This window comes from Pseudomonas putida group bacterium ESBL64, assembly GCF_045277175.1.
Lineage (GTDB): Bacteria > Pseudomonadota > Gammaproteobacteria > Pseudomonadales > Pseudomonadaceae > Aquipseudomonas > Aquipseudomonas alloputida.
Window position 1 is genome coordinate 1,613,305 of the sequence record NZ_CP145799.1, and the last position, 12,520, is coordinate 1,625,824.

Below are 12,520 nucleotides of genomic sequence, written 5' to 3' on the forward strand. Positions count from 1 at the left end.
CAGTCTAGCCTGCCAGGCACGCCCGCGCACAGCCCTTTGCGCCAGGTTCATCGGCCTTGGTACAGGCCAAGCGCCGTGAGTTCACGCGCGGTTTCGAGGATGCACTGGCGCAGGGTCTCGACGATCTCGTCCACCTGCGCATGGGTGATGATCAACGGTGGCGACATCACGTTCAGGTGCATGATCGGGCGCACCAGCAACCCTTTTTCCTGCGCCTTGCTGTGGATGCGCTCGCCGATGTTCACCTCATCGGCGAACAGTGCCTTGCTGGCCTTGTTGGCGACGAACTCGACACAGGCCATCAGCTTCATGCAGCGCACATCCCCCACCAGCGGCAGATCGCGCAGGCTCTGCAAGCGTTGCTCAAGGTAACCCCCCACGTCGTTGACATGATCGAGCAGTTGCTCGCGCTCGATGATCTCGATGTTCTTCAGCGCCGCCGTGCAGCACACCGGGTGGCCGCTATAGGTAAACCCGTGGGTGAAGCAACGGCCCTTGCCTGGCTCGGCAATCACTTGCCAGATGCGCTCGGAAAAAATACACGCGCCCAGCGGCAGGTACGCCGAGGTCAGGCCTTTGGCGGTGGTGATGATGTCTGGGATCACGCCAAACAGTTCCTCGCTGGCGAAGAAGGTGCCCAGGCGCCCGAACGAGGTCACCACTTCGTCGGCGACGAACAGGATGTCGTAGGTCTGGCACAGCTGCCACATGCGCTGGAAGTAGCCCTCGGGCGGAATGATCACCCCGCCCGAGCCCATGATCGGCTCGGCGAAGAACGCCGCCACGTTGTCGGCACCCAGCGACAGGATCTTGTCCTCGAACTCGGCCACCAGGTAGTCGAGGAATTCGGCCTCGTCCATGTCGTGCGGGGCACGGTACGGGTTGGGGTTGGAGACGTGGTGGATCAGGTCGTGGTGATAGTCGAACTCCGGCACCCGGTCGGCGGCCTTGTTGCCGATCGACATGGTCAGGGTGGTGGAGCCGTGGTAGGCGTTGTAGCGGGCGATGATGTGCTTTTTGTGTGGCTTGCCGCGGCAGTTCTGGTAGTACTGGATCAGCCGGTAGGCGGTGTCGACAGCGGTCGAGCCGCCGGTGGTGAGGAACACATGGTTCAAGTCGCCCGGCGCCAGCTGCGCAAGCTTCTGGCACAGTTCGATGGCCACGTCGTTGGCCATGTCGGAGAACGGGTTGGAATACGCCAGCTGGCGCACCTGGTCTGCGATGGCCAGGGCCATTTCCTCGCGGCCCAGGCCGATGTTGGTGCACCACATGCCGCCGACGGCATCGAGGAAGCGGTTGCCGTGGGTGTCACGAATGTAGGCGCCCTCACCGGCGACGATGTTCAACGCACCTTGCTCGCGGTGCTCGTCGAACACATGGTAGCCGTGCATGTAGTGGGCCTTGTCGGCTTCCACCAGCGGGTCGTGGGCGATAGCGAATGCTTTGCTTGGGGTGGCCATGGGCAGCTCCTTGGCGGGAATCGTTGGGCAGTGTTCAGAAACCGGTCTTGACCGTGCTCCAGACCCGGGTGATGGCGCGCATGTCCTTGGGGCTCTGGGTTTTCTGCGCGAACAGGCGCTCACGGGTTTGTGCGTCGGGGTAGATGGCCGGGTCCTGGCGAATGTCATCACGCACCAGCGCGGTAGCAGCAGCGTTGCTGTTGGCGTAGTGGATGTAGTCAGTGACCTTGGCCATGGTCTGCGGCTGCAGCAGAAACTCGATGAAGCGGTGGGCGTTGGCCGCGTGCGGCGCATCCTTGGGGATGTACAGGTTGTCGAACCAGATCAGCGAACCTTCCTGGGGGATGAAGAACGACAGTTTGATGTCCTTCTTCGCTTCCACCGCGCGGGCCTGGGCGGTGGCGTAGTCACCGGACCAGGTCAGCGCCAGGCAGACATCGCCGTTGGGCAGGCTGGTGAGGTAGTTGACCGAGTCGAACTTGCGAATGTAGGGGCGGATGCCCAGCAGCAGTTGCTCGGCCGCCTTGAGGTCGGCAGGCGACGCGCTGCGCGGGTCCTTGCCCAGGTACTGCAGGGCCAGCGGAATGACCTCGGTGGGCGCGTCCATCAGGGTGACGCCGCAGTCGGCGAAGCGCGAGACGATCTTGGGGTCGAACAGCATGGCCAGCGAACCGATCGGCGCGTCGGGCATGCGCGCGGTGATCTTGTCGACGTTGTAGGTTACCCCCGAGCTGCCCCAGGTATAGGGCGCCGAGTACCTCAGGCCAGGGTCGTAGCCCTGCAGGTTGTTGACCACCTGCTGATCGAGGTTTTGCCAGCTAGGCAGTTGCTGCTTGTCCAGTGCCTGGAACACGCCGGCGCTGATCAGCGGGGGGACCAGCGAGGCGTTGAGCATGACCAGATCGTAGCCGGAACGGCCGGTGAGCAGTTTGGTCTGCACGGTTTCGTAGCCATCAAAGGTGTCGTAGATGACCTTGATGCCGGTGGCCTTCTCGAAGTCGGCCAAGGTGGTTTCACCGATGTAGTCGGTCCAGTTGTACAACCGTAACGTGTTACCACTGTCCACCTCTGCCGCCTGGGCCAGGCTGGCGCCAGACGCCAGCAGCAGACCGCCAATCACCTTCAGTACCTTGCGCATGGCAACTCCATCGTGTGAGTGCTCCGGATCGAGCCGATGGGTTCACTATCGGTGGATTCGTCCAGGGGTGACATACCCCGAATGTGTGGGTGGTCGTTTTTTGGCAGGTGGCGCTGGAAGGTTTGCAGAACATCGTATGCCGACAAAATGTTGGGGCTGCTTTGCAGCCCTTTCGCGACACAAGGCCGCTCCCACAAGGACGGCGCAGCCTTCGAAGCTGGCGGTAATCCTGTGGGAGGACGGCGCAGCCTTCGAAGCTGGTGGTAATCCTGTGGGAGGACGGCGCAGCCTTCGAAGCTGGCGGTAATCCTGTGGGAGCGGCCTTGTGTCGCGAAAGGGCCGCAACGCGGCCCCAGTGCTCAGTACAAGAGAAAGGTCACGTCAGCGGGTACAACGCTTCATCGAACTGCGCCAGGCGCGGGAACACCAGTGGCTGGTCGTCCGAGAGCTGCTCCAGACGCTGCCGGTATTGCTGCAGAAAGTCCTGCCGCGCATCAGCACTGATATAAGGCACATGCCAAGCCACGAACGGCGGCAGCACCTCGAACCCGACATAGGCCAGCGTGCCACGCAGGATCGGCCGCAGCATGTCTTCCAGCGGCCCGTGAATCGCGCCGTCGCCAAACATGTGCTCGCGCCCGCCCAGGGTCACGGTCACCAGCGCCCTCTTGCCAGCCAACCCGCCCTGGTCGTAGAAGCGCTTGCCGCCATAGCACACCCCCGACACCAGCACCCGGTCGATCCAGCCCTTGAGCATGGCCGGGGCCGAGAACCAGAAAATCGGGAAGTTCAACACCAGCAAGTCGGCCCACAACAGCTTGTCCAGCTCCTGCTGGATATCTGCGGCAATGGCACCGCGCTTGACGCCCTGACGCTGCTCCAGCGCATACACGAGGTACTCGGGGTTCTCGCGCTGGGTAAAGTCATCGGCACTGGCCACCGGGTTCCAGCCCATGGCGTACAAGTCACTGACCTGCACCTGATGGCCTTGGGCACGGAAGGTTTCCACAGCCTGGTCACGCAGGGCTGCCGTGAACGATTGCGGTTCGGGGTGAGCGTGGACGATCAGTACATTCACAAGCATTCTCCTTACACAAAACAGGTTGTCTTCCAGCGGTGGCTCAGCACTGTACGGCTTTCACCTCGACGAACTCCGCCAGGCCCTCTTCGCCCCACTCGCGGCCGTTGCCCGACTGCTTGTAGCCCCCGAACGGCGCCTGGTAGTTGAACCCGCCCCCGTTGATGAAGCACTGCCCGGCCCGTATCTGCCGCGCCAGCGCCAGGCCGTGCTCGCGGCTGCCCGCCCACACCGCGCTGGACAGGCCGAACGGCGAGTCATTGGCCAGCGCCAGCGCCTGGGCCTCCTCGGCGTAGGGGATCAGGCACAGCACCGGACCGAAGATTTCTTCCTGGGCAATGCGCATGCGGTTGTCGACGTCGGCGAACAACGTGGGCGCCACGTAGAAGCCGCGCTCGAAGCCGCCGTGATTACCACCGCACAACAAGCGCGCGCCCTCCTCCTGGCCCTGGCGAATGTAGTCGAGCACCGTGCGCCGCTGGCCTGCCGAACACATCGGCCCGAGGAAACTGGCGGGGTCACGCGGGTCGCCCATGACCAGTGCGCGGGTTTCGGCCTCGGCGATTTCCAGCGCCTCGGCGTAGCGGCTGGCCGGCAGCAGCATGCGGGTCAGTGCCGTGCAGGTCTGCCCCGAGTTGATCATCACGTCCTGCACGCCATGGCGCACCGCAGCGTGCAGGTCGGCATCGGCGGTAATCAGCAACGGTGACTTGCCACCCAGTTCCAGGCACACCCGCTTCACCGTCGGCGCGGCCGCTTGTGCCACCCGCACCCCAGCACCGGTTGAGCCGGTGAACGACACCATGTCCACCTGCGGGTGCCGGGCCAGGGCTTCACCAACCTTGGCACCTGGGCCGCTGACCAGGTTGAACACCCCTGCCGGCAGGCCGATGGCGTCGATCATTTCGGCCAGCACAAATGCGTGTAGCGGCGTTTCCTGGCTGGGTTTGACCACCACCGTGCACCCGGCAGCCAGGGCCGGCGCCAGCTTGCCGATCATCTGGTGCAGCGGGTAGTTCCACGGGTTGATGAATGCGCACACGCCAACGGCTTCGCGGTACACCAGCGAATTGCCGACTTCGCGCACCTCGTCCATCAGCCTGGCCAGTTCGGCGTATTGCTCCAACCCGGCAATCGGGCCTTCGACCTGCACCGCCTGGCACCACTGCACCGGCATGCCCAGCTCGTCGGTAATAACCTCGGCCATTTGCGCCGCGCGGTTTTTCAGCTGTGCGACCAATGCCCGGATGTACCCGGCGCGCACGCTGGACGGTGTGCGCGACCAGCCATCGAAGGCCCGCCGCGCCGCCATCACCGCCCGCTCGACATCGGCCTCGGCGCCCAAGGGTACCCGGCCAATGGCCTGCTCGGTGGCCGGGTCGATCACCTCAGCCATGCCCTGCCCGCTCGGCACCTGCCAGGCGCCATCAATGTACAGCCGCGCGTACTCACGCATGGCCGTACTCCCGTTTCAGTTCGTCGGCACAGCGGGCGATGCGCTGGCAGGCATCGACCAGCGCCGCATTGCCCAGCACCAGGCCCAGGCGGATATGCCCGGCAGCACTGGGGCCGAACGCTTCGCCGGCAAGCACCGACACGCCCTGGCTGTCCAGCAGGTAGTCGGCAAAGGCCTGGGCACTTACGCCGGTCTCACGAATATCGACCATCACGAACATGCCACCATCGGGCTTCAATGCCTTGAGGCCCGGGCAGCCGGCCAGCTGCTCGCACACTAGATCGCGCCGCTCGCGGTAGGCTTCGCGCATGGCGTCCAGCTCTGGCAACGGCTGCTCCAGCGCCACCACGGCGGCATCCTGGACGAAGTCCGGCAAGCCGTAGAGCATGCACAGGGCGAGGTTTTCCAGATGCGTGGCCAGTGCTGTCGAGCTGACCACCCACCCCATGCGCCAGCCGGTCATGGCATGCGACTTGGACAGGCTGTTCAACGTTGCAGTGCGCTCGGCCATGCCCGGCAGGCTGCCGGGGCTGACATGCTCGCCTTCATACAGCAGCTCGCTGTAGACCTCGTCAGAGATCAGCCACAGATCATGGGCAATGCACAGTTCGGCCAGCGCCTCCCAGGTGGCGCGCGGCAGGCTCGCCCCCGAAGGGTTGTGCGGGCTGTTCAGCGCCAAAGCGCGGGTGCGCGGGGTAATGCGCTCGGCGACGTCACGCGGGCACACGCGAAAGCCATTCTCGGGCTTGACCGGTACCGGTACCACCTTGGCGCCACAGGCGCCGAACACGGCCTCGTAAGTGACATACATCGGTTCGGCAACGATCACCTCATCGCCTGGGTCGAGTATGCACTGGGCCACGCAGAACAGCGCGCACTGGGCACCCGCCAGCACGGTCACCTGGTCGACGCTCACCGCCTGGCCACTGCGCTGCCGGTGACGGTTGGCGATGGCCTGGCGCAGCGCCAGCTTGCCGCGTACATCGGCGTAATGGGTATGGCCAGCGCGCAGGCTGTCGATGGCCGCCTCGACGATAGGCGCGGGGGTGTCGAAGTCCGGGTCACCCACCGACAGCAGCAGGATGTCCTTACCCTCGGCCTGCAGCGCAAGGGCGCGGTAGTGGATGTCCCAGGCCGCAGCCCCGTCGCCGGCGATGCGTTGGGTAAGCTTGGCGTAGCGCATGGCAATCTCCCTTCTTTGGCGGTTTCAGTCGACGAGGATCTTCGGGTTGGAACTGCCCCACACGGTGTACAGGTCGGCCAGCAACGCGCCGTTGATTTCTTCCATCTCGGCCTGGGTGATTTCGCCCCCGGCCTGCTTGCCGAACAGCACCACTTCGTTGCCCCCCTTCACGTCCGGGAAGTCGGTGACATCGACCATCAGCGTGTTCATCGACACCTTGCCCACCACCGGCACACGGTGGCCGTTGATCAGCACATGGCCCTTGTTGGTGAATACCCGGCGGTAGCCATCGGAGTACCCGACCGTAATGTTGGCCAGGCGCGAATCACGGGCCAGGGTGAAGGTGCGGTCATAGCCCACGGTGTTGCCAGCCGGATAGCTGTGCACCGCAGCCACGTGCGATTTGAACTGCATCGCACGCTTGTACTCGGTGCGCGCCGGCACGGTGTCACCGAACAGCGCGCCCCCTGTTCGTACCATGTCCAGGCGCGCTTCCGGCACCTCCAGCGTAGCGAACGAGTTGGCGGCGTGCAGGGTGAGCTTGCTGCGGTCGAGCTTCGCGTGCTTGATCAACCAGTCAGTCTGCTCGTTGAAGGCCGCCAGGCCCTTGCGGACATCGTCCTTGTCTTCCACGGCGAAGTGGGTCATCAGCGCGACCAGCTTGAGGTGCTTCTGGTCGGTGATCTGCAGCGCTTCGCCACGGCCGGACCAGGTGGCCATCTCCACCCCGTTGCGGCTCATGCCGCTGGAGTTGAGCGCCATGTGAATGCGCAAGGTCTTGCCATGGCGCGCGGCGATGGCATCGGCCTGGCGGGCAAATTCCGCGCTGCCCACCAGCTCTTCCATGTCGTACTGCAAGCCATCTTCCAGCTCGCTGAGGCTGGCCAGGCGTACCCGCACCAGTTGCCCGGTGAAGCCACTGGCGCGGACCACGCGGGCCTCCTCGTTGCTGGCCACCGCCACGCAGGGCACGCCCTGGGCGATGATCGATGGCATTACCAGGCCGATACCGTGGCCATAGGCATCGGCCTTGAGCACGACGCACAGCTTGGACTTGCCGGCCAGCTCGGCCTGCAGCGTGCGGATGTTGTGCTGCAGGGCGCTGGCGCTGACTTCGACCCAGGCATTGCTGTTTTGCGCGGTCAGGGCGTTGGTACCGTTGTCCATCGACAGCGGGGGGGCGGCATACAGTGGGGCTTGGCCGGTGATCAGCAGGGCCAGGGATGCGGCCAGAAGTGTACGGCGAAATGGCATGTGGGTTTCTCTTGTTCTTTTGGTTGTTCGCGGCTTAACAGACGCAGGTGTGTTTGAGTTCGATGAAGGTCACGCCGGGTGTGGCGAAACCGCTGGCCAGGTCGGCCTGCAGCGCGTCCAGATCACGCGGCTGGCGCACCGCGCAACCAAAGGCACGGGCCAGGCCGATGAAGTCCGGATTACGCGGCAGCACGCCGACCGGCTCGATGTTCAGGCCGAGCATGTCATCGCGGATCTGCCCGAGGGCGTCGTTGTTCCACAGCAGCACCACCAACGGCCGGTCCAGTTCCTCTACAGCCGTGGCCAGCTCCTGGGCGGTATAAAGGAAACCGCCGTCGCCCACCAGCACCAGGCCTGGGCGATGGTCGGTGGCAAGCATGCCACCAATACCGGCTGGCAGGCCGTAGCCGAGTGTGCCGTAGCCGGTCGGATGCAGCCAGCTGCGCGGCGCCCGGCTGGCGAAGGCGTAGTTGCCGGTGTAGGCCAGTTGGGTCATGTCGCTGCTGATGAACGCATCGTCAGGCAGCACGGCGGCAATGCGGTCAAGAATCGCCTGATGGGTGGCCTGCAACGGTGCATGCCCATGACGAATGGCCTGGCGCAGGTCGCTCACCGCTTCGCTGGCCTGTGCAGGGTCTCGGTCGAGTGCTGGCAGGTGTTCGAGCAAGCCGGCCAGGGTTTGCCGGGCATCACCTTGCAAGGCAATGGCACAGGGGTAGAAGTCGTTGAACTTGCGCGGGTCGATGTCCACGCGCAGCAGCTCGCCAGTGATCGGCAGGCGCTCGCGCCAGAAGTCGGTGTCGGCCATTTCGGTGCCCACGGCAAGCACCACATCAGCCTGGCTGATCAGCTGCCAGCCGGGTTCCACGCACAGGCTGGAACCGGCATTCAGCGGCGCCTGCGGCGGCAGCAGGCCCTTGCCGGCCACGCTGGTGAACAGAGGCGCTGCCAGCCGTGTACTGAGTTGCTGCAACTGCTCAGCCGCGTGCAACGCGCCACCCCCGGCAATGATCATCGGCCGCTGGGCGGCGGCAAGCTTCAGGGCAGCCTGCTCGAGGGTTTCGCGGCACGGCTGGCCACGCACAGGACGGCGTACCACCTCGTCGCTCCAGTCCCGGCTGACCGATGCCGCCAGCACGTCCAGCGGCACCGAAATGTGCACCGGGCGCGGCCGTTCGCTGTCGAACACTGCCCAGGCGCGAGCGATCAGCTCGGGCAAGTCGTCGCCCTGCAGGGCCACCGCAGAAAACGCCGTGATGGGCGCAGTCATGGCGCGCTGGTCCTGGGTTTCATGCAGGCAGCCCCAGCCCTTGCCCAGGCTGGCGGTGTGGTTGATGCTGGAAATCACCAGCATCGGCACCGAGTCGGCATAGGCTTGGCCGATGGGGGTGGCGACGTTGGTCACGCCTGGGCCGGTAATGACGAAGCACACCCCCGGCTTGCCACTGACCCGCGCATAGCCGTCGGCCATGAAGCCGGCGCCCTGCTCGTGGCGGGTCAGTACATGGCGAATGCCACTGCCCGGCAGGCCACGGTACAGCTCCAGGGTGTGCACCCCAGGGATGCCGAACACGGTCTCCACACCGTAGTTGGCCAACAACCGCACCAGCGCCTGGCCGGCCGTCAGGGTAAGGTCATTCATGTCATTCTCCTTGCGCCTGGCCGAGGCGGATCAGCGCGTCGACCGCGGTGGTGCCATGGGCACCGACCATCAATGGGTTCACATCCAGCTCCAACAGCTGCCCGGCGTTTTCGCAGGCGTAGTCGGCCACCGCACGGATAGCTGCGACCAAGGCGTCGAGGTCGGCAGCCGGGCGGCCACGGAAGCCTTGCAACAGGCTGGCACTGCGCAGGTTCAGCAGTGCGGCGCGGATGGCGCTGTCGGTGGTGGGCAACAACAGGCTGACACTGTCCTTGAGCAGTTCGACCAGCACGCCGCCGGCACCGATCACCAAGGCCAGGGCAAAGTCGTGTTCACGTTTGATGCCCACTATCAGCTCGGCCAGCGGCGGCTCGGCCATGGGTTCGAGCAGTACCTGGTCGAACGCGACGTGCGGGGCGTAGGCAGCGATGCGCTGGCGCATCTGCAACAGTGCAGCTTCCAGGGCGGCGGCATCACGCAGGTTCAGCGCCACCGCACCGGCTTCGGTCTTGTGCGGCAGCTGTGCGCTGACCGCCTTCAGTACCAGCGGGTATCCCACGCGGGCGGCGTCTGCCACAGCGCGCTCGGGCGTACTCAGCACACCTGCCGGCACCGGCAGACCGAAGGCGCGCAGGGCCTGCTTGGATTGCCATTCGTCCAACAGTCGGCTTTCGCCCGTGAGGGCCTGGGGGCACAGCGGTACCCGCGCAGCCTCGCCCTGGTCCAGTAACCGCTGGCGGTTCTTTTGGTAAGCGACGATGCGCCCCCAGGCCGCCAGGCCGTCTTCCACGCCCTGCAGGGCAGCGATGCCCCGCGCATGCAGGCGCTCACGCGCACTGGCAGGCAACAGTTCCGGGAAAGCCGAGGTGACGAAGCCGATCTTGCCGTGGCGTTCAACGGCATCGCAGTACAGCCCCAGCAGCAGGTCGCATTCCTTGCGCTCGCCGGTGAAGGCCGCCGGGTAGTCCAGCACCAGCATCGCCGCGCCCGCGGCGCCGCTCAGGGTGTTTTCGAGCATGCGTTGCAGGGCGGCTTCATCGCCCCAGATGGCAGTGGTGAAGTCCAGTGGGTTGACCAGGTTGGCATAGCCCGGCAACACCTCGGCCAGTGCCGCCACCTGCTCTTGCGCGAGCTTCGGCAATTGCAACTGGTTGCGTTCGGCATAGTCGGCAATCAGGCCGGCATCGCCGCCTGAGCAGGCCAGCGCAATCAGCTCGCCATCTGCCGGCAAGCGTCCGCAGGCTGCGGCCTTGAGCGTTTCGACAAAGCTCACCGGGCCGCTGACGCGGATCACCCCCAGGCGCTGGAACAAGCTGTCGTACAACGCATCGGAGCCGGACAACGAGCTGGTGTGGCTGAGCGCCAGTTCAGCGCCGATCTGCGAAACGCCCGTCTTCAGGGCAATGATCGGCGTACCCTGCTGCAATGCCTTGTAGGCGGCGCGTGCAAAGCCCGGCACGTTCTTCAAGCCTTCCAGATGCAGCCCAATGGCCGTTACCCGTGGGTCGTCGAGCAGCACATCCATCAGCTCGGCCACACCCAGTTGCGCCTGGTTGCCGACCGAGGCCATGTAGGCCACCGGCAGCGAGCGGTCGCTCATGGACAGGTTGTAGGCAAAGTTGCCGCTCTGGGTGAGGATCGCCACGCCCTTCTCCACCTGCTCGCCGCCATGGGCCACCGGCCAAAGGGCTGCACCGTGCAGGTAGTCGAGCAGGCCATAGCAGTTGGGGCCGAGCAGGGCCATGTTGCCGGCCGCAGCGAGCAGGCGTTGCTGCAACTGGCAGCCCTCCTCACCGCTTTCGGCAAAGCCCGAGGCATAGCAGATGGCGCCACCGGCACCACGTGCAGCCAGCTCGGCAACGCACTGCAAGGTCAGCTCACGGTTGGTGGCAATGAACACCGCGTCCGGGGCGTAAGGCAAGTCGGCCACCTGTGCCACACAGGGGATGCCTTCCAGGCTTTCATGCTGCGGGTTGACCAGCCACAGCTCACCGGCAAAGCCGCCTTCGGCGCAGCGCTTGAGCGCCCGCGCCATGCTGCGCCCGCCAACGAAGGCCAGGTGCCGGGGCGCCAGCAGGCGCTTGAGGTTGTCACGAATCGATTGCGACATGGGTGTTCTCCTGGCGCTCAGCGCAGCAGCGGGCGCAGCAGTTCGCGGGCGATGATGTGCCGCTGGATTTCCGAAGTGCCCTCCCAGATGCGCTCGATACGCGCGTTGCGCCAAATGCGCTCAACCGGCCCTTCGTCCATCAGGCCCATGCCGCCGAAGATCTGCACGGCTTCGTCGGCGACCTTGCCCAGCACTTCGCTGGCAAACAGCTTGGCCATGCCGGCCTCACCGTCGGTCATGTTGCCCTGGTCCATCTTCCAGGCGGTGTGCAGGGTGAGCATCTCGGCCGCGCGGATCTGCGTGGCCATGTCGGCCAGCTTGAACGACACCCCCTGGTAGCTGCCGATGGCCTGGCCGAACTGCTTGCGGTCGGCGGCCCATTGCAGTGACAGGTCGAGGGCGCGCTGGGCCTGGCCCACGCAGTTGGCGGCGACCATCACCCGGCCGGCGGTAAGCCAGGCATTGGCCACTTCCCAACCTTTGCCCACTTCGCCCAGCACCTTGCTGGCCGGCACCCGGCAGTCGTCGAAGAACAGCTCGTAGGTGTGATAACCACGGTTGCTCACGCACTTGGGACCACGGCGGATGGTCATGCCCGGCGTACCCCGGTCGACCAGCAAGGCGGTGACCGCATTGCGCTTGCGCCCGTTGTGCTCGTAGGTGTCGGTGACCGCGAAGACGATGGCAAAATCGGCGTGGCCGGCGTGGCTGATGAAGTGCTTGCTGCCGTTGATGACAAAGTCATCGCCGTGGCGCACGGCGCGGGTCTTGATGGCGTTGGCATCGGAACCGGCACCCGGTTCGGTGAGGGCAAAGCAGTCGGTTTTCTCGCCCTGCACACAAGGCAGCAAGTAGTCGTTGATCTGCTCGTCCTTGCAGGCCATGAGGATTTTCGACGGCCGTGCAACGAAGACATGCAGCGCCCAGGACACCTTGGACAGCTCACGTTCGATCAGCGCCTGGGACAGGTAGTCCAGACCGCCCCCTCCCACTTCCTCGGGCATGTTGAATGCATAAAAACCGGCTGCGATGGCCTTGCCACGGATCTGTGCGGCCAGTTCGGGTGACACGGCGTCGGCGCGGTCCACCGCTTCCTCATGGGGCAGCAGCTCCTTGGCAACAAAGCTGCGTACCGCTTCCACCAACATTTCTTGTTCTTGGGTCAGTTGGAAATTCATCTGCGAAGGTCCTGATGAGGG

9 protein-coding genes are annotated in these 12,520 nt (G+C 65.0%); all 9 read right to left on the minus strand.

The window, feature by feature from the left end; translation table 11 throughout:
- Positions 1-47 precede the first annotated feature (47 nt).
- On the minus strand, positions 48-1,460 hold the full coding sequence (locus V6093_RS07270) for an aminotransferase (RefSeq protein ID WP_047603058.1): 1,413 nt from the start codon (positions 1,458-1,460) through the stop codon (positions 48-50).
- Positions 1,461-1,494: 34 nt separating this feature from the next.
- Complete coding sequence (locus tag V6093_RS07275) at positions 1,495-2,598, minus strand: polyamine ABC transporter substrate-binding protein (protein WP_406669749.1); 1,104 nt, start codon at positions 2,596-2,598, stop codon at positions 1,495-1,497.
- Positions 2,599-2,974: 376 nt separating this feature from the next.
- On the minus strand, positions 2,975-3,676 hold the full coding sequence (locus V6093_RS07280) for an NAD(P)H-dependent oxidoreductase (protein ID WP_014590556.1): 702 nt from the start codon (positions 3,674-3,676) through the stop codon (positions 2,975-2,977).
- 43 nt (positions 3,677-3,719) lie between these two features.
- Positions 3,720-5,132: an aldehyde dehydrogenase family protein gene (locus tag V6093_RS07285; RefSeq protein WP_265977757.1), complete on the minus strand. Its 1,413-nt coding sequence runs from the start codon at positions 5,130-5,132 to the stop codon at positions 3,720-3,722.
- Positions 5,125-6,315, minus strand: a complete 1,191-nt coding sequence (locus V6093_RS07290; RefSeq protein WP_014860013.1) for a pyridoxal phosphate-dependent aminotransferase — start codon at positions 6,313-6,315, stop codon at positions 5,125-5,127. The genes V6093_RS07285 and V6093_RS07290 overlap by 8 nt, the downstream gene beginning before the upstream one ends.
- A gap of 24 nt (positions 6,316-6,339) precedes the next feature.
- Positions 6,340-7,569 carry an alanine racemase gene (gene alr, locus V6093_RS07295; RefSeq protein ID WP_406669750.1) on the minus strand — a complete coding sequence of 410 codons (1,230 nt, stop codon included), beginning with the start codon at positions 7,567-7,569 and terminating at the stop codon, positions 6,340-6,342.
- A 34-nt stretch (positions 7,570-7,603) separates the two neighbouring features.
- Positions 7,604-9,211 carry a 5-guanidino-2-oxopentanoate decarboxylase gene (locus V6093_RS07300; protein ID WP_108079260.1) on the minus strand — a complete coding sequence of 536 codons (1,608 nt, stop codon included), beginning with the start codon at positions 9,209-9,211 and terminating at the stop codon, positions 7,604-7,606.
- 1 nt (position 9,212) lies between these two features.
- Complete coding sequence (locus tag V6093_RS07305) at positions 9,213-11,321, minus strand: acetate--CoA ligase family protein (protein WP_108079259.1); 2,109 nt, start codon at positions 11,319-11,321, stop codon at positions 9,213-9,215.
- A 17-nt stretch (positions 11,322-11,338) separates the two neighbouring features.
- Positions 11,339-12,499: an acyl-CoA dehydrogenase family protein gene (locus V6093_RS07310; RefSeq protein WP_108079258.1), complete on the minus strand. Its 1,161-nt coding sequence runs from the start codon at positions 12,497-12,499 to the stop codon at positions 11,339-11,341.
- Between the last annotated feature and the right edge of the window lie 21 nt (positions 12,500-12,520).

Excerpts from the sequence above, each read along its gene's own strand:
- V6093_RS07270 (WP_047603058.1), bottom strand. The coding sequence starts at position 1,460 with ATGGCCACCCCAAGCAAAGCATTCGCTATCGCCCACGACCCGCTGGTG.
- V6093_RS07275 (WP_406669749.1), bottom strand. The coding sequence starts at position 2,598 with ATGCGCAAGGTACTGAAGGTGATTGGCGGTCTGCTGCTGGCGTCTGGC.
- V6093_RS07285 (WP_265977757.1), bottom strand. The coding sequence starts at position 5,132 with ATGCGTGAGTACGCGCGGCTGTACATTGATGGCGCCTGGCAGGTGCCG.
- V6093_RS07290 (WP_014860013.1), bottom strand. The coding sequence starts at position 6,315 with ATGCGCTACGCCAAGCTTACCCAACGCATCGCCGGCGACGGGGCTGCG.
- alr (WP_406669750.1), bottom strand. The coding sequence starts at position 7,569 with ATGCCATTTCGCCGTACACTTCTGGCCGCATCCCTGGCCCTGCTGATC.
- V6093_RS07300 (WP_108079260.1), bottom strand. The coding sequence starts at position 9,211 with ATGAATGACCTTACCCTGACGGCCGGCCAGGCGCTGGTGCGGTTGTTG.
- V6093_RS07305 (WP_108079259.1), bottom strand. The coding sequence starts at position 11,321 with ATGTCGCAATCGATTCGTGACAACCTCAAGCGCCTGCTGGCGCCCCGG.
- V6093_RS07310 (WP_108079258.1), bottom strand. The coding sequence starts at position 12,499 with ATGAATTTCCAACTGACCCAAGAACAAGAAATGTTGGTGGAAGCGGTA.